This is a genomic window from Maribacter spongiicola (assembly GCF_004364165.1).
In the GTDB taxonomy this organism is placed as follows: domain Bacteria; phylum Bacteroidota; class Bacteroidia; order Flavobacteriales; family Flavobacteriaceae; genus Maribacter; species Maribacter spongiicola.
Genome location: NZ_SOAY01000010.1, coordinates 1388603 through 1407870, shown reverse-complemented (window position 1 = coordinate 1407870; position 19268 = coordinate 1388603). Strand labels below are relative to the sequence as shown.

The window sequence follows — 19268 nt, the reverse complement described above, 5'->3', positions numbered from 1 at the left end:
AGCCTATATAATTATTATATAGGCTTTTTTTAATAACTTACTTTTTTACCATAATAGCCTTGAAAATATGCAAATCAAGAATATCATATTCCTCCTGATTTTGATGCTCGTTTCCTGTAAACAGAATTCTAAGAATCAAATTCCTGACGAAAAACAATCAGTTTTATTTGAGTTAGTTTCTCCAAAAGAGAGTGGAATAAACTTCAATAATAAAGTAGAGGAAAACTTTGAACATTTTTATGAATTTTTCAACTATGTATATAACGGTGCAGGGGTTGCCGTTGGCGATATTAACAATGATGGCTTATCAGATATTTATTTTGTGGGCAACGAAGTTGAAAACAAACTTTACCTGAACAAAGGCAATTTTGAATTTGAAGACATCACTGCAAAGGCTAATATTGATAAAAATAAAGGATGGCACAACGGTGTTGTCATGGTCGATATAAATGGTGATGGTTTACAAGATATTTATGTTTGCCGAGGTGGTTTTCGTGATATAAAGGAAGACAGGGAAAATTTACTTTTTATAAATCAAGGAGATTTAACCTTCAAAGAAGACGCTGCAGCATTTGGTTTAAATGATAATGGCTACTCGATTATGGCTTCGTTCTTTGATGCCGACAATGATAATGATTTAGACATGTACCTTACTAACAGACCTGAAAAATTCTTTCAAAACTACACTCAAGTACTAGAAGGTAAAGCAAACGAAGATGATATCTATAGAGATAAATTATACATTAACAATAATGGTAAATATATAGAAATTGGGCTAAAGGCCGGCATAAAAAATAATTACGGCTACGGTTTAGGTTTGGCTACATCAGACTTAAATAGTGACGGCAAAATAGATATCTATGTTTCTAACGATTATTTAGAAAGAGATTATGCGTATATAAATCAAGGCAATAACTCGTTTAACGATGAACTTACCAAGCGCTTTAACCACGTTCCGTTTTACGCTATGGGTGTAGATATTGTAGATTTTAACAATGATGGTTTTGAAGATATCATTCAATTAGAAATGTTACCCGAAGATTACGAACGCTCTAAAACCACCATGGCGTCGATGAATACAAAACTGTTCGGTGATATGACCACGAACGGTTTTCATTACCAATACATGCACAACATGCTTCACTTAAACCGGGGTAACGGAATGTATAGTGAAATCAGTGCATACGCTGGCGTAGGAAAAACCGATTGGAGCTGGTCTTGTTTAGGTAGTGATTTTGATAATGACGGTTTTAATGATCTCTTCATCACTAACGGATTTAAAAGAGATATTTGGGACAAAGACACCAATGCTAAAATAGGGCAATACATGCAAAGTATGGAAGCTCGTAAAAAAACCACTCAAGAAAATGTAGCTTACATTGTAAATCAATTCAAAGAAAATAAAAAACCAAATTATATTTTTAAAAATAATGGCGACCTAACATTTACCAAAAAAACCAAAGAATGGGGTCTAGATAAAGAAAGCTTATCTAACGGTGCATCTTTAGGTGATTTAGACAACGATGGTGATCTAGACATCATTGTGAACAATATAGACGGTACCGCATTTATCTATAAAAACACTTCTGAAAAATTAGAAAATAATTACCTAAAAATAAAATTGAACGGCCCTAAGAACAACCCAACGGGTTTAGGTGCTAAAATAACTTTAAAGTACAATAACGAAATACAACATCATGAGTTTAAAACTGTAAGAGGCTATTTATCATCTGTTGAACCAATCAATCATTTCGGATTGGGAAAAACAGACACTATAGATGCATTAGATATTGTATGGCCAAATGGTAAAGAATACACGCTACAGCATGTACAGGCTAACCAAATGCTAGAGATTAATTATGATGCCGCAAAAAATAAAACAGCCCCTAAAACTCCTGCTAAAACTATTTTTACAGAAGTCACCGATTCAAAGTTCAGTTCACCCCTTGTTCATCTGGAAAACGAATATGATGATTTTAAAAAACAGATTCTACTTCCTCATAAATTATCTCAAAACGGACCATGTATAACCGTTGGAGATGTCAATAATGATGGCTTGGAAGATTTTTATGTAGGTGGCGCGGCAAATCAGCAAGCAGCACTTTATTTACAGAATTCTAAAGGTCAATTCTCGATAAGTAAACAACCAGCTTTCGCATCTACCGCTAATTACGAAGATGTTGGTGCAGTGTTTTTCGATGCTGATGGCGACTTAGATTTAGATTTGTATGTGGTAAGTGGTGGCAATGAATTTGAGCAAAACTCCCCTACCCTACAAGATCGACTCTACCTTAATAATGGTAAAGGTAATTTTGAACTAACTAATAGTTTACCGAATGTAACAGAGAGCGGTTCGTGTGTTGTACCGTTAGATTTTGATAATGATGGCGATTTAGATCTATTCGTAGGTGGTAGATTAGTTCCTAATTCTTACCCAAGCGCACCAAACAGCTTTTTGTTAGAAAACAAAGAAGGCATATTTACTGATGTCACCCAAAAAGTAGCCCCTGAACTATCTGAAATCGGCATGGTTACTTCGGCTACTTGGGCAGATATTGATGCTGATTCATCAAAAGAACTAATTATTGTTGGCGAATGGATGCCTATTACCATTTTCAAAAAAGAAGGTCAAAAATTTGTCAACGCAACAGACTCTTTCCATCTAACAAATACAAGAGGTTGGTGGAATAAGATAGTTGCAAAAGATATCGATAAAGACGGAGATATTGATTTTATAATCGGAAATCTTGGACTTAATTACAAATTTACGGCTAGCGTTGAAAAACCATTTACTATTTATGCAAATGATTTTGACCGCAATGGCACCAATGATATTTTTCTGACCAAGCACTACAAAGATAGGCTTGTACCTGTGCGTGGTAAGGAATGTTCTTCTCAACAACTGCCAGAAATAAGTCAAAAATTTAAAACCTATCAACAATTTGCAAAAGCAGACATTGACGATATTTTACCTGATATAGAAAATGCGTTAAAATATGAAGTTCAACTTTTTGAAAGTATCATATTAGAAAATAATAATGGTGAACTAAAAATCAAACCACTACCAAAAGAGGCGCAGTTTTCTGTTATAAATGGTATTGTTGTAGATGACTTTAATAATGATAATATTCTTGATATTTTAATAGCAGGAAATAAGTTTGAGGTTGAAGTTGAAACCACAAGAGCAGATGCATCAATAGGACAACTATTTCTAGGTACCGAAAGTGGAAATTATAAAGCTATAAATTACCTTGAAAGTGGAATATTACTTCCTTATAACGTAAAAGGAATTGAGAAAATAATTATTGATAACAAAACCGGAATTTTAAGTGCCGTTAACGATGATAAGTTACGCCTATTTGAACTAGAATAAATCATAACCAGTTCGCTTTAATTCATTGAAATATTTACAAAAAAAAAGCCGGAGTTGTTTTACCAACTCCGGCTTTTCAGCTAATTTACTTTATGTTCTCTATGTATTAAGCGCGTCAGCTATTCATCTTCGAGTTTCCAAGATCTAATCCAATCATATTTTGTTGTTAGATCATCAAAAGAAGCAGTTTTAAATATGGTTTCAGAATCAATCGGGTTCCAATCATAAGTTTCTATTGCCATGGTCAAATGCCCCTCTAAATCAAAATCAGCAGGCGGATTTGTAATGGTATGCGTTAATTGTCCATCTAAGTAAAATAATATCTCAGTTGGCGATTTCCACCAGCATCCGTATACAAAGTACCTAGAATTATTTTTCTCTTCTAAAACTGTTTTGGCAGGACTTTGTTGTGAACCGGTAAATTCGGTATCACATTCCCTTTCATGTCTCCAAGTATTAGAAGCATATATATGATCAAAATCTGCCGCCCAAGCAGCGGTCGTTGTAAGTCTGCCCACACATTCCTGTATATCTAATTCGAGCTTTCTTAGAGGACCAGTATTACAATTCTGTTGAAAAGCTATCCAAAAAGTAGAAGACATTACTGTTTTATTCGCTTGCATTCTACATTCATAATAATGCCCTTGTTTTGCTTTTAACTTAGAACGTACTATTGCACCGCCATGGGTAAACTCTATGCCATTTACGGTTTTTGGAGTTTCAAATTCTTCGGTAGTAACATTCATGTTGCCGTCACTAACAGATACATTATCAGACTCAAATAAGCCCGGCGGGCGACCGATCCAATTAAACCCATCGGTCGATGGACTTCTATGCCATTTATCATCATCAAAAGTGGTCCCATTAAATTCATCTGACATATTCTCGACCTTAGTCCATTTTTTGCCTTCAGGTGTAGGGTTTGAATTAACAAAATAAGGCAGATTTGCAGATGGGTCATTCTGTACAACGGTAACTTCAAAACTACATGTCGTTTTATTTCCTGCTGCATCCCTAGCCTCAAAAGTGTTGATTGTTGTACCTATCGGAAATTTTGCTCCTGTTGCCAAACCCTCGATTTGAGACGTAATTGCGCTTACATTATCGCTTCCTTCGGGAGTTTCATAAGTAACCTCAGCACCATCTTCAAAAGATTCAATGTTAATGGTTATAGATTCTTGACAATTTATTGTGGGGGCTATAGCGTCTAGCTCAACTTTATCAGCGGAGTCATCGCTACTACTGCAAGAGGTCAATGCACATAAAGTTAGTGCATAAAATATCTTATAATTCATCATATAAAACTTCATTTTTTTGTTTTATATAAAGTTAATCGACCACTAAAGAAAATATCTTTTCAAATGTTTTTTACACTATAACATATGATCTTTCATCATAAAACTATCCCAGTAATATGAGTTGAAGTGAAGCTAGTACACTATTGTATTTTTACAAACTCAATCTTATAGGCAAATGCGTAGTCACCTATTTTGTTTTCAGAAGGCTGAATAATTAGTTCCGTATCATTTTGTACCCAAGAGATCTTCTCAGGATTCCCTAAAAGTTGAATACTTTTTATTTTTCGTTCCTGTTTACCCAGAGCCCTTATATATATTTCTTCTTGTGGGCGATCTAGAACTATGGCATAAAGCGTGTCGTCTTTTGTAGTAAATCTAATATCCTCTGCGGTATTATCTGCATTTTTATGTTCACTCAAATGACCTTCTATGACTTCTGCTGGTCCTTCTCCATAAACTTTCCAAGGTCTGGTTCCATAGATAGCTTCCCCATTTTTAGTTAACCACTCTCCCATTTGCAATAATCGTTCCTCAACTTCAGTGGGTATTTTACCTTGAGCAGTAGGGGTTATATTAAGTAATACTGCTCCATTTTTACTGACCACATCGACCAAAAAATCAATAAGTCTATTGGTAGATTTATATTCCGGATTTTGAATATTACTCCACGCTTTCCAATCTATAGAATCGTCAGTTAACCAAGTAAATTCTTTTTTCTCGCTCATTCTAGAGCGTTCTAAATCTAACACTGCAGAACCTACCGCCAAATCAGTAAATTTATAGGTAACAACTACATCTTTGCCTTTTTCAAGACCACGATTATAAAAATCTGCCAAGAATTGTTTTCTATAGTTTTCACCAATAATATCCATTTTATTATCGAACCATATAATATCTGGATCATAGGTAGTGGTTAATTCGGTAAGTCGATCTAACCAATCTTGATTGAAATTTTCATCTGGTAGCGGATCGGTTGGTTCATTGGCCATTACAAATGTCCCCTCTGGAACTTTTGGACCATAGAGTCCTTTATAAAGTGGATTTGAAGCATCCGTATTCTCATCCCAAGTTGGGTACCATGCATACAACCAATGACGATGAAAGGTGGTAATAAATTTAAGTCCACGAGATTTTACGGCTTTTTCCATAGCACCTACGACATCTATTTTGGGTCCCATATCCTTCGCATCCCATTGGGTCAGTTTGCTATCCCACATCGCAAAACCATCGGCATGTTCTGCAATAGGGCCAGCAAATTGTGCTCCGGCTTTTACAAATAAATCTGCCCAAACATCGGCATCAAACTCTTCAGCCTTAAACATCGGTATAAAATCTTTGTAACCGAATGTATCTAATGAGCCATATGTTTCTTTATGGTAGGTGTTTATTGGGTGCCCCTCAACATACATCCACCGAGAATACCATTCATTTTCATAAGCAGGCACAGAATACGGACCCCAGTGAAAATAGATTCCGAATTTTAAATCTTTATACCATTCAGGTACTTTATATTGTTGTAAAGATTCCCAATCGGCTGTATAATGTTGTTTATTAATTTCAGTATCGGTAACAACTTTTTGTGCAGAACAACCATTCAACATTAAAACAGCAATGCAACTAAAAAATATACCTTTCTTCATGTGCTTATGTACTCTTAATTAAGCTTTAATCAATTATAATTTTAGGATAATCATTAATCCCTTTTTTCTCTAAATCTTCTTTTTTGATTTTCGTTTTCCAAACATAGGCATATTTGAGCTGCTTCATTTCAGAAAAAGAAGGGATACTTTTAGCCGTTATATTAGTACCTAATAGATTTACACTCGTTAAATTCTCTAGCTGCGTTAATTGAGCAACTGCTGCATCTGACAAAGGATTATCGTTCAATTTCAATTTTTGAACATTTATAAACTGAGCTATCAATTTTATATGGTCATCTTTAATTTCATTATTCTCTAATGATAACCATAGAATATTCTCTTTTATAGAAAGTAACTTTTCGAGTTTTTTGGACATGTCATCGGTTGTACCATTTTCATTTGAATTTGGCGCTAGAACAGCTTCATACAATCCAGATTCAAATGCCAGTTCACGTAATCTAAAGCCTTCTACCTGTAGTTCAGTTATTTTATCATCAGCAACTAAACTCACACTCGGAATCGGTATCTCTGAACCACTAGAAGATCCTGCTGACAAGCCAAGCATAGTGCTAGCTATACCCGTAATATTCTCATCTGTTTCAACCGATGCTACCTTCGTTTTGAAATTCGCCTGCGCATTATCGATCCAATACGTCAAAATAGCTATCTCTTCTTCGGTTAAGGGTGTTTTACCTTCGGGCGGCATAAAATCATCGTGATGCGGATCTAACAATACTCTTTTCAGCATTTCAGAATTCGATGCATCACCAGGAATTAATATATCACCGTTTTTTCCCCCATTAAGAATAGCCAGACTATCTGCAATTGAAAGTCCGCCTTTCTTTTTACTTGAATTATGGCAACTTGCACATTTATTCTGCAAAATAGGATTTACCAGATGACCAAAAACCTCAGCATCTTCAACTTTAGTAACCGCAACCAGTTCTTGTTTTTCTGCACCACCAAAAGGCATATATTTCACCAAATAATCACTACCATGTGTAAGGTTACCACCGTAATGACCCGTAACACTTAATAGAATTACCAATAGGGTCAGAAATGCAATATTTGGCTGTAACTTTTTTAAGCTTGATACTTTAATTTTTTCGATTCGTATACCCCATGCTATAAATGCAATAGCAGTGGTTGCAATACCAAACCAAAAATGAGTATCTAAAGCAGCCTCTTCATAATCGCCACTTAATGATAACATATACCCTAAAATACACGCAACGGCACCACTAAGTCCACCTAAAAATAAAGCCAACGGAATACCTGAGGTTAGCACAGGATTCTTTTTCCAACGACTAAAAACTTCCAATACAAATGCAAAAAACAAAAAACCAATAGGTAAATGCACCACAAGCGGATGAAATCTACCTAAGAACAATACAAAATCTGGAACACTATTCTCCATAACTATTTCTTCAAAATCACTTTAAACACGTTCTAATTTAATGGGTGCCGTTTTATTGGCGTTCCATTGGCAGATGTATAAATTTTTATCTTCATCTACACATACATCATGTCCATGTAGAATAGGCTTATTCTCTAACTGATATGATTTTTGCAGTTCACCATTTTTATATTCGGGCGTGGTTCCACCTGGATTAGAAACTACTTTATCACCTTCTAAGATGGTAACAAAGCCAGTATGATCTTTCCAATTTGTTTTTCCGACTTTTGGCTGAGACCAACATACGCCAGCGTACAAATTAGTATCATCAAAAACAGGTCTACATACCTGCATATTAGGGAGTGTAAGTGTTTTAACATAGATACCGTCTAGTGTAAACCACTTAAACGATTGTTCGTTTCTAGAAGTACAGACCACCATGGGGTTATTTTTATCTCTATAATCTATTGCTACACCATGTGCATTTTGAAGATTATAATTCGAATCTTCATTATCATGACCGCCCCATTTACGTATAAACTCGCCCTTATAATTGTACTGTAAAATAAAATCTTGCCCATAACCGTCTGCAACGTAGATATCACCATTAGGACCCACAGCAACTTCTGTAGGGCAATAATTTAGTCCCGCTTCATAAACACCAATAGTTTGTGGATGCCCAATATCAAAAAGCACTTTACCATCTATGGTAGTCTTTGAAACTCTACCGTTATGCTTAATCCACTTTCCTATTTTATTTAGGTACCACCCAGAATCAGCCAAAAACAGAAAATCTTCGCCTCCTTCATTTGAAATAGTCAACCCATGACCACCTGGGTAGGCAGTTCCCCAATAGTCTAATAATTTCCCAGATTTATCAAATATCAACACATTGTTCTGTGGGTGATCACCGATCATAATTAAACGACCTTTACTATCCATTTCCATTTCATGGCAGTTCAACAAGGGTGTTCTAACCGAACTTATTTGTGCCCAATCGTTATGCACCTTGTATTGATAATCGCCATGACCTAATATGGTATCAGCCGGTTTATTCTTTTTTAGAGTATTGAATCCGAATGTTGGTACAGCCGTTAAAGCTGCACCTGCAATAGCGGTTTTTTTTATGAAATTTCTTCTGGTTGGCATAAATGTTATTTGTTGACTACTAGGTTAATAAATCTTTGACTACGTTACCATGAACATCGGTTAAGCGGTATCGTCTACCTTGATGTTTAAAGGTTAATCGTTCATGATCAACACCGAATAGATGTAAAAGCGTTGCATGAAAATCGTGCACATGCACAGGATCTTTAACCACGTTATAGCTAAAGTCATCTGTTTCGCCATAGCTAAAACCTGGCTTTACACCTGCACCTGCCATCCACATGGTAAATGCTTTTGGGTGATGATCTCGACCATAGTTTTCTTTTGTAAGTTGCCCTTGAGAGTAGACCGTTCTACCAAATTCACCACCCCAAACTACCAAGGTATCATCTAGTATACCACGTTGTTTTAAATCTTTGACCAATGCAGCAGTAGCTTGGTCTGTTTTCTGTGATTGACTTTTAACCCCACCCGGACAGTAGTTATGCTGATCCCAACCTTGGTGATACAGCTGCACAAATTTTACGCCTTTTTCTAATAGTTTTCTTGCCATGAGACAATTTGCAGCATAAGTGCCTGGATCCCTACTATCTTTACCATACATCTCAAAAGTGCTGTCCGATTCGTCTGAAAGATCTGAAACCTCAGGTACAGAAGTTTGCATTTTAAAAGCCATTTCGTACTGCGACATTCTAGCCTGAATTTCTGGATCACCATAAGCATCGTGTTGAAGGTTATTAAGATTACCCAAATAATCTAACATATGCCTACGGTCATTTCCATCATAATTTTCTGGGTCACTTAGGTACAACACTGGGTCTTTACCCGAGCGAAATTGCACGCCTTGGTGTTCGGTAGGTAAAAATCCGTTACCCCATAAACTAGCCTTTAACGGTTGTCCTTTTCCATTTTTAGAAACTAGGGTAATAAACGTAGGTAGGTTTTCATTGTCAGAACCAAGACCATAGCTTAACCACGAGCCAATAGAAGGTCTACCCGGTAACTGATTACCTGTTTGCATAAACGTTATTGCCGGAGTGTGATTAATTTGATCCGTCTGCATTCCTTTTATAAAACACAAATCGTCAACTACCTCAGATAAATAGGGCATTGCATCACTGACCCAAGCTCTAGATTCTCCGTATTGCTTAAAGTTAAAAGTTGATGGTGCAATGGGCAGTGTGCTTTGGTTACCACTCATACCTGTTAATCGCTGACCACTCATTACAGAGTCCGGCAGTTCTTTACCGAACATATCTGAAAGCTTTGGCTTGTAATCGAACAAATCCATCTGTGAGGGACCTCCACTTTGAAATAGATAGATAATTCTCTTTGCCTTAGGTAGATGATGTGGCAGACCTAATCTATTCTTATTATATGCTTTTAGAATATCTTCGGGCGCACTATTCTTATCAATACCTGCGAATAATTTTTCTGTACCCAAAAGACTACCCAACGCCAAGGCTCCAATACCCAAAGACGTTTTCTTTAAGAAATGTCTTCTGTCTAGCTGACTTTCTAATTTTTGTAAATCTTTATTATTAGACCTTAATTTATGTTGATGATCGTTACACATAGTTTTATACGTTTAAGGTTAGCCAATTATCTTTTTGTGATGGTGGCATCTGCATTCATAATTGTACTTGCCACTACGGCATTTGCTGCAATAAGCGCTTTGTCATCTGTTTGGCTTAATTTGAAAGCACCTGTATTTATCCAGCCCTTTGTTTTATCAATGTTCTTTTGAAATTTTGAATACTCTTCTTTCTGAAGGTTCATCAATAATGACAACTCCTTTTCATTGGGTGCTCTACCCGTCAATTTTATAAATGCGGAACGAATTCCCGTTTCAATAGAAGTAGCTTCAGAAATTCTTTTCCCTAGAACTCTTGAAGCTTCTATGTAAGTGGGATCGTTAAGTATAACTAGGGCTTGTAATGGCGTATTTGTTTTCTGTCGTCGAGAAGAACATAAATCTCTTGTGGGTGCATCAAATGTGGCTATAGTTGGGTTTGGAACCGTTCTTTTCCAAATGGTATACATACTTCTTCTATAAAGTCCTTCTTCACTATCTTGAACATAGGTGTCACCGTTCACTTCCCATAACCCCTCGGGTTGATAAGGTTTTACGCTCTCCCCTCCAATTTTTTCATTTAACAACCCTGATGCGTATAGCGCGTTATCTCGAAGCATCTCACCAGATAGTCGTGTAGAAGGTCCGCGAGACAACCACTTATTTTCCCCATCGACTGCAAGAAGTTCTTCGCTTATAACCGAACTCTGTTGGTATGTTCGAGACATCATCATGGTTTTTAATAATAGTTTGACATCCCAACCGGAATCAACAAAACCAATAGCCAACCAATCTAGCAACTTAGGGTGAGTAGGTAAATCGCCTTGATTACCAAAATCTTCTGAACTTAATACCAATCCTCTACCAAATAAATTTTGCCAGTACCTGTTCACCGTTACTCTAGCCGTCAACGGATTTTTCTCATCTGTTATCCATTTAGCCAAACCTAGCCTGTTTTTTGGCCATTCTTTTTTCCATGGTAAAATATCTTCAGGCACATTGGGAAAAACCGAATCGGTAGGTGAATCGTAATTTCCTCTATCTAAAATATAGGCTTGACGAGGCGTTTTACGCTCTTTCATAACCATTATTTGTTTGACTTTTTCTATGCTATCTACTAAAGCTCTTCTTTTAAGCTCTACCTCTTTGAGAACAGTTGCATATGCTTTAGATTTTGTATTTAAAAAGTATGCTGATAATTGTTGTTTTTCAGATGCACTTAAGTTTGAAAATTGCTTTTGTTGCAGCTCTTTTAACTTATCAGAATTCTTTATTTGTAGCACCTCAATAGCTGAAATTTCTCTATCGAATACCAATAAATTATCTACTACAGCCCCTCTAATACCCTTATCTCGCCAAATAGCCCCTACTCTCAAGCCTGGTTCTAATTTTGGACTCTCTGCACCATATAATTGCAAGCCATTAAATACAATATCTTTATAAAGATTATCGAACGTTGTTTTGGTTTTCAGTTTTTCGCCGTCTTGATAAATTGAAATTCCTTCAGCTTTACTAGAACCGTCATAAGTCATCGTTAACTGAATCCATTTCTCTTTAGGTACATCATTTAAAGACTCAATAACTATCGCATTATCTGGATACACATGTGCTAATAATGCTTCTATTTTATTCTCTTTTATTTTTAGATGATATCCTCTAAACGAGTGTAGTTCAGAGCTATTCATTTTATGGAATATTACCCCATCGTCTAAGTCAGTCGGTATAAATACTTCAATAGAAATACTGAACGGTTCATTTCTTTTATAAATTCCAATTTTATCCAAATCTAGCCACGTATCACCATCCATCGCCAAGCCCATACCCGAAGCACCTTGCTTATAGGCTGCTTTTTCGTTCTGCACAAACTCTTGACGCATTTGAATTTTATTGCGACCATTACCACCTACGGTATTAATAAGTTTTTGTTCATCAAAATTGAATGCGGCGACCAGTCCATTAGGTTTACTATTTACAGGAATGTTTTTATAGTCGTTACTAGCCAACCATACCTCTGCTTTCTGAACTTCGGTTGTTTCTGTTTCCGCCAGTCTTTTCTCAGTGGTTTTTACAATTTCCTCTAAATATGCTAAAACACCTTCTTGCTCTTCAGTTGGTAATAACATCGCCGGTACGGGTGTAGCCAAATCCCAAGGAATTAATCCCGTTTCGTCTATATTATTGAAAAAGCTATACATCTCGTAATAGTTTTTCTGAGAGATGGGATCGTATTTATGATCATGGCATTTTGCGCAGGCATAAGATAAGCCTAAGATACCTTGACTTACCGTAGCTGTTCTATCGGCTACATATTCTGACCTAAATTCTTCGTCAATAATACCACCTTCTAAGTTCTGCGGATGCAATCTATTAAATGTGGTTGCTAGTTTTTGTTCTAGGGTCGGATTCTCAAACAAATCGCCCGCCAATTGCCAAGTAAGAAATTCATCATATGGCATATTTTCATTGAATGATTTAATGACCCAATCTCGCCAGGGTGAAGTATCTCTATATCGATCATTACTATACCCATGAGTATCTGCATAGCGCGAAACATCCATCCAATCGAGGGTCATTTGTTCCCCGAAGTGCGTTGAAGCTAGCAATCTATCTATTTGTTTTTCAAATGCATTCGAAGAAGTATCTTTTAAAAACAATTCTATTTCTTTAGGTGTTGGTGGTAAACCTATTAAATCAAAAGAAGCTCTACGCAACAATACCTCTTTCGAAGCCATTTCAGATGGCTTCAGATTGACTTCACCTAACTTTGCCAATACAAAATTGTCAATTTCATTATTAACGGATTGTTTTTGGTCTACCTCAGGAATATCATATTTTTCTGGTTGCAAAAATGCCCAGTGATCCTTGTATTCGGCACCATCTTCTATCCATTTTACTAAAACCGCTTTTTCATAAGCGGTAAGGGTTAAATGAGAACTTGGCGCAGGCATTATCAAGTCTTGATCATCTGTTATAATTCGATGAAAGAATTCGCTCTTCTTTAAATTACCAGGTGTAATCGCAAACTTACCAAGCGTTTCACTCAGTTCGCCGTATGCAAATTCTGCATCATGAAGTTGTAGACCTCCTTTAATGTTTCCTTTATCTGGACCATGGCACAAATAGCATTTATCAGATAATATAGGTTTTACATGTTGATTAAAATCTACTTCTTCAGGTAGTTTATCATAAGCCACTGCTACCAATTCAGGAAGTTCTGGACCACCACAAGATGATAATACCACAATAAAAAATCCGAATATTATAAGTTTGATAAAATTTGTCATAAAATATTATAAATAAGTATCCTTCCAAAAATAAATTATCAAAACCCTAAAGACTGTTACAAATCAGTTCATAAAATATACATTTCCGATATGTCTATATTAAATCGAGTTGATATTAAGGGCAAATTCTTTAATTTTAAAACCTTGTAGCCGATGGCCGAAATAATATTTTAATTTCACTAATACGATAATCAAGCTTTAAAACTGCTTTGAATAAGAAATAAAGCGAACTATTTATGATTCAGATACTTCAATCTTTACGCTTAACTCTTTTGAATATTGGCTATGCCAAGCTTAACACCTCATGGAATTTTGAGAATGTGATTAGTCCGTTCACCAGAATGTATTACATCACCAAGGGGAGTGCTAAGGTGTACCATAACAATCAGTTATTCACTTTAAAGCCGGGCTACATGTACTTGATACCAAGTTATAGTTATGCCAAATTCTCTTGCGACAACTATCATGAGCAATTTTACATTAGTTTTTTAGAGGAAGTAAACAATGGAATTTCTATATACAGCCTAAAAAATTTTAATTATGAAATTGAAGCAGGTGATAACGACAAAGAGTATTTTGAATGTTTACTTGCTTTAAACAGGAATAGGGAAATCATGAATAGTGATCCAAAAACATATGACAATAAACCTACATTGCAAGATTTTATTAAGCAGAATGAAGTGTTGAGCACAAAAGACTTTCTAGAAACCCAAGGTTTACTTACCGTACTCTTCTCCAAATTTATTACCAGTTATAATGTGCAAAATAAAATACAGGTTACTAATTATGGAATGCAAAACATATTGAACTATATCAACAATAATTTACAATTACCGATTACAGTAGTTGAGTTAGCTGAAATTTGCAATTATAGTCCTGATCATTTCTCAAGACTTTTTAAACAGGTATATAAATCCAATCCTAATAAATTCATTCAAGAAAAAAGAATAGAGCGGTCACAATTGCTACTTCTTACCACTAATGACTCTTTAAACGAAATTGCTGAAAAAGTGGGTTTAAATAATAGCTCTTACTTCTCTAGGCTATTTAAAAAGCATACAGGAAAAACACCTGCTTTTTTCAGAAAAGAGCAGGTGAATATCTAAATAATTTGTTTTAAAACTTGCGTGCTTTTCTGCCACGCATTTTGTTGGCTTCAGCATCTTTTAAGAACTTCTCTTTTGTTGGGTTCCATTCTAACGGTCTACCTAAATTATAGGCGATATTGGCAATGTTACATACAGTAGCAGATCTATGCCCAGTTTCTACATCGCAAATTGGCTGCGTTCTAGTCTTCATAGCATCTAACCAATCTTTAAGATGATTACCCTCAGTATTGTATAGTTTTACTTTGGCATTAGATAAATCTGTAGTTAAAATATTTTCTGGAGTAGTTTCTAAATACGATCTACTTACATCCATAGTACCTTCAGAACCAATAAAACGCACACCCCATCCTCTACCAAAATCTTCATGTATCATTTCTATTCCGTTTTCATAATACATTTTCAATCCACGTACCGCATTTTTATCTGTTGGCGGAACGTATTTTACAGGTCCTGATCGATCCATATCTAAAGCCCATTGAACAATATCGAACATATGCGCACCCCAATCACAAAGAATACCACCGCCAACTTCTTCAAAAAGTCGCCAATCTGGCCAAAAATCTACATTATTACGAGAAGGTGCCAAACGATGATTATAAGCCAACAAAGGAGCTGGACCGCACCAATTGTTCCAGTTAATTTCAGACGGCATTGTTTCTGCTTTTAAATTATATGGAATTGCTGGGTCACCAACATTTACAAGTACCTGCTTAATATCTCCCAAGTAACCATTACGAATTAGTTCACATGCCTTTCTAAAAGAACTCCATGATCTTTGCATACTGCCCGTCTGCAAAATTTGACCTGTCTTTTTGGTCGTCTTAACAAGTGCAATACCTTCTTCAATATTATGCGTTAAGGGCTTTTCACAATACACATCTTTACCAGCTTTCATAGCATCGATTGCCTGTATGGCATGCCAATGATCAGGCGTTGCGATGACCACGCCATCAATATCACTGCGCTCTAAAAGCTCCTTATAATTTAAATATGTTTTTACAGAGTTATAGTTTTTTTGATTTCGTTTTTCTGCGTAAGTACTTTCTACATGACCTTTAAACCAGTCATTTTTAGTAGACCAAACATCGCTGGCAGCAATAATTTGGGCACTGGTATTGCCTATAAAATTCTTAGCCAACCCATTACATTGTTTACCTAAGCCTATAAAACCTAAATTAATTCTATCGCTAGGTGCAGTAAAGCCTCTGCCGAAAACATGCCTTGGCAGAATGGTAATTGCCCCAGCAGCCAGGGTTGTTTTAGTCAAAAAACCTCTTCGAGAAAGGGTTTGGTCAGAAATTTTCTTAGATTTTTTAGCGTTCTTCATTCTTTTAAGTTCTGTAAGTTATGTTTGAATTTAGCGCCCTTAACGAGCTGTAAAATTTGTTGTGATTAAAACTATATAATTCAAAATCGAACAGATGATAGATATGATTAAAAAGGTGCCATGTATGATTTTTATATAACTTTTTAATCCAAAAAAATTATAAAAAAACAAATCGAAAAACCACAACTGTTAACATCTTGTTAATACATAGAAAAAAGAAGTCAACTACAAAAAATAATATATTTTTAGGTTATCAAATTTTCAATATTTTAAACAAAAATTAAAGATATTCACAGAAGTTATCGATTACACATTACATATATCGTATTAAAATGAAGTACTAGCGACATTAAATCTGAATAAAACAATCAAACCATATCTAAATTTAAAATGAACAAGATGCGAACAACAGCAAACACAATTGCTATACTAATTCTTTTGATTTTTGCGAGCTGTAAAGAAAATTCAAAAGATGATACGCCATGGGTAGACCTTTTTGACGGCGAAACTTTAAATGGTTGGCAAAAGCTCGGCGGCGAAGCCACTTATACTATAAAAGATGGTACAATAATAGGCACTACCACTCACGGCACACCGAACACATTTCTATCTACCGAAAAATTTTATGATGATTTTATTTTAGAATTAGATTACAAGGTTGATTCTACCATGAATTCAGGTATTCAAATTCGAAGTAATAGTATCCCTAATTATCAGAATGGTAAAGTACATGGTTATCAAGTTGAAATAGACCCTTCTGAAAGAGCATGGAGTGGTGGAATTTTCGATGAATCTAGACGTGGATGGCTTAACCCTTTAACCGATAACCCTACTGCACAAAAAGCTTTTAAACAAAATGAGTGGAACCATTACCGAATCGAAGCTATAGGCGATACTATAAAAACATGGATAAATGATGTACCTGCAGCATACCTTATAGATGACAAAACCGCTAAGGGATTTATTAGTTTACAGGTTCATAGTATTTCTAAAGATCAAAAAGCCGGAACCGATATTATTTGGAAAAATATCAAAATCATTACAGATAGTGTGTCTAAATATTCAAGAATATCTCCACTAAGCCCTATTGTCACCAAAAATCAATTAACCATCGATGAGAAAAAAAATGGTTGGAAATTACTTTGGGATGGAAAAACAACTAATGGATGGAAAGGTGCAAAATTGGAAGAATTTCCTGATAAAGGGTGGAAAATAGAAGACGGAGTTTTAAGTGTATTGGCTTCTGGCGGAGCAGAATCTACTGCTGGTGGCGATATTGTTACTGAAGAATTGTATGGAGATTTTGAATTAAAAGTCGACTTCAAGTTAACACCAGGTGCCAATAGCGGTATTAAATATTATGTGGACACCAATATTAATAAAGGTGAAGGCTCTTCTATAGGGTTAGAATATCAAATTTTAGACGACAACCTTCACCCCGATGCAAAACTGGGCAACCATGAAGGCAGCAGAACCGTTAGCTCTTTGTATGATCTAATACAGGCAGATGTCAATAAACCAATTCAACCAATTGGAGAGTGGAATACTGCGCACATTATTTCTAAGAACAATCACGTTGAGCATTGGTTAAACGGCACAAAAGTTCTTGAATACGAAAGAAAGAGCGATGCCTACAGAAAGTTAGTAGCTGAAAGCAAATATGCAAAATGGGCAAATTTCGGAGAGTTAGAAAAGGGTCAAATTTTACTTCAAGACCATGGCGATCTTGTATCCTTTAAAAATATTAAAATTCGTTCTATCAACAACACTAAAGAATAACTACCATGAGTTCAAACAGAAGAAATTTTATTAAGAAAACTGCCCTTGGCGCCGTAGGTGCTACAATCGCTAGTACTAGTGTAAATGCAATGACGGCTAAAAGTTATTCTAAAATAATCGGTGCTAATGACAGAATTCATGTAGCTATTCAAGGTTTAGGACGAAGATATCCGGCATATATACCCGCTATAGCGCATAAGAAAAATAATGTAGAGCTTACCTATCTATGCGATGTTATGAAAAGTCAACGTGATAAAGCTTTGACAGAAGTTAGTGACAGATTAAGTAACAAGCCAAAATTAGAGAATGACATACGTAAAATTTTAGATGATAAAGAGGTAGATGCCATTTTTATGGCTACCCCAGATCATTGGCATGCACCGGGTGCATGTATGGCAATGCAAGCTGGCAAGCATGTATATTTAGAAAAGCCATGTAGCCATAATCCTCGTGAGGGCGAATTGATAGTTGCCTATCAAAAGAAATTCAACAAGGTGGTGCAAATGGGTAATCAACAACGCTCAGCATTAGAATCACAAGAAATTATTAAAGAAATTCACAATGGTATTATTGGCGATGTGTATAAAGCAACTGCATTTTACATAAGTGGAAGAGGACGTGTGCCTCACCAGACAAAAACCAATCCACCAGAAGGTCTAGATTGGGATCTTTTTCAAGGTCCGGCTCCGCGAAGAGCGTATACTGATAACACTTGGGATTATAACTGGCATTGGTACGGATGGGATTATGGAACCGCAGAAATGGGTAATAATGCAACTCATGAGCTTGATATTGCACGTTGGGCATTGGGCGTTACCTACCCCGAACATGTATCTGTCGACGCAGGAAAATATCATTATAAAGACGATGGCTGGGAAATGTATGATACCATGGAAGCTACTTTTAAATTTGCCGGTAATAAAACCATAAAATGGGATGGTAATAGTAGAACAGGCTATCATAAATATGGAAATAAACACGGTAGAGGTACGATAGTATCGGGATCTGAGGGTACAGCTTACATAGATCGTGGTGGTTATAAACTATTTGATCAAAAAGGAGGCTTAATCAAGGAAAACTTATCATCTGGTGAAGAAGCTGGCACTGCACTAGGCGGTGGCGGCGATATGTCTACATTACATACTGTAAACTTTTTTGATGCCATAAGAGGAAAAGCTGAATTAACTTCACCAATTGACGAGGGTGCTATTAGCCAAATGTTAACCCATTATGCTAATATTGCAGCTAGAATAGATGATTCTTTTGAAATTGATGAAGCTACAGGTCGAATTTTCAATAGAGAAGCCATGAAATTATGGTCAAGAACATACGAGCCAGGATGGGAAATTAAAGATGTTTAATTCCACAACACATCATAGTAA

General features: G+C 36.0%; 11 protein-coding genes. 4 read left to right on the top strand and 7 right to left on the bottom strand.

Annotation, left to right across the window (positions count from 1 at the left end; genetic code table 11):
* Positions 1-67: 67 nt before the first annotated feature.
* Positions 68-3373, top strand: a complete 3306-nt coding sequence (locus CLV90_RS06560) for a VCBS repeat-containing protein (RefSeq protein WP_243835278.1) — start codon at positions 68-70, stop codon at positions 3371-3373.
* A gap of 119 nt (positions 3374-3492) precedes the next feature.
* Here CLV90_RS06560 and CLV90_RS06555 read toward each other — a convergent pair whose 3' ends face one another.
* The 6 genes from CLV90_RS06555 to CLV90_RS06530 form a co-directional block, all read right to left on the bottom strand.
* The gene (locus tag CLV90_RS06555; protein ID WP_133686666.1) at positions 3493-4671 is read right to left on the bottom strand and encodes an HYR domain-containing protein; all 1179 of its coding nucleotides are present in this window, start codon (positions 4669-4671) and stop codon (positions 3493-3495) included.
* A gap of 140 nt (positions 4672-4811) precedes the next feature.
* Complete coding sequence (locus tag CLV90_RS06550) at positions 4812-6311, bottom strand: alpha-L-fucosidase (protein ID WP_133686665.1); 1500 nt, start codon at positions 6309-6311, stop codon at positions 4812-4814.
* A 25-nt stretch (positions 6312-6336) separates the two neighbouring features.
* Positions 6337-7728 (bottom strand): c-type cytochrome domain-containing protein, encoded by a 1392-nt coding sequence (locus CLV90_RS06545; protein ID WP_133686664.1) that lies wholly within the window; start codon positions 7726-7728, stop codon positions 6337-6339.
* A gap of 21 nt (positions 7729-7749) precedes the next feature.
* A complete protein-coding gene (locus CLV90_RS06540) occupies positions 7750-8856 on the bottom strand; it encodes a twin-arginine translocation signal domain-containing protein (protein WP_133686663.1) in 1107 nt (368 codons plus the stop codon).
* A 19-nt stretch (positions 8857-8875) separates the two neighbouring features.
* Positions 8876-10390, bottom strand: a complete 1515-nt coding sequence (locus CLV90_RS06535) for a DUF1501 domain-containing protein (protein WP_133686662.1) — start codon at positions 10388-10390, stop codon at positions 8876-8878.
* Between the two features lie 26 nt (positions 10391-10416).
* On the bottom strand, positions 10417-13671 hold the full coding sequence (locus CLV90_RS06530; RefSeq protein WP_133686661.1) for a DUF1553 domain-containing protein: 3255 nt from the start codon (positions 13669-13671) through the stop codon (positions 10417-10419).
* A 236-nt stretch (positions 13672-13907) separates the two neighbouring features.
* On the opposite strand from CLV90_RS06530, the gene CLV90_RS06525 reads away from it, so the two are divergent.
* Complete coding sequence (locus tag CLV90_RS06525) at positions 13908-14777, top strand: helix-turn-helix domain-containing protein (RefSeq protein WP_133686660.1); 870 nt, start codon at positions 13908-13910, stop codon at positions 14775-14777.
* A gap of 10 nt (positions 14778-14787) precedes the next feature.
* Here the strand turns inward: CLV90_RS06525 and CLV90_RS06520 are convergent, their stop codons facing one another.
* The gene (locus CLV90_RS06520) at positions 14788-16107 is read right to left on the bottom strand and encodes a Gfo/Idh/MocA family protein (protein WP_133686659.1); all 1320 of its coding nucleotides are present in this window, start codon (positions 16105-16107) and stop codon (positions 14788-14790) included.
* A gap of 390 nt (positions 16108-16497) precedes the next feature.
* Between CLV90_RS06520 and CLV90_RS06515 the strand changes: the two genes are divergently transcribed.
* Both CLV90_RS06515 and CLV90_RS06510 read left to right on the top strand, forming a co-directional pair.
* Entirely contained in the window at positions 16498-17886 is a 1389-nt protein-coding gene (locus tag CLV90_RS06515; RefSeq protein WP_407943374.1) for a 3-keto-disaccharide hydrolase, read from the top strand.
* Between the two features lie 5 nt (positions 17887-17891).
* A complete protein-coding gene (locus CLV90_RS06510) occupies positions 17892-19247 on the top strand; it encodes a Gfo/Idh/MocA family protein (RefSeq protein WP_133686657.1) in 1356 nt (451 codons plus the stop codon).
* The last annotated feature ends 21 nt before the right edge of the window (positions 19248-19268 follow it).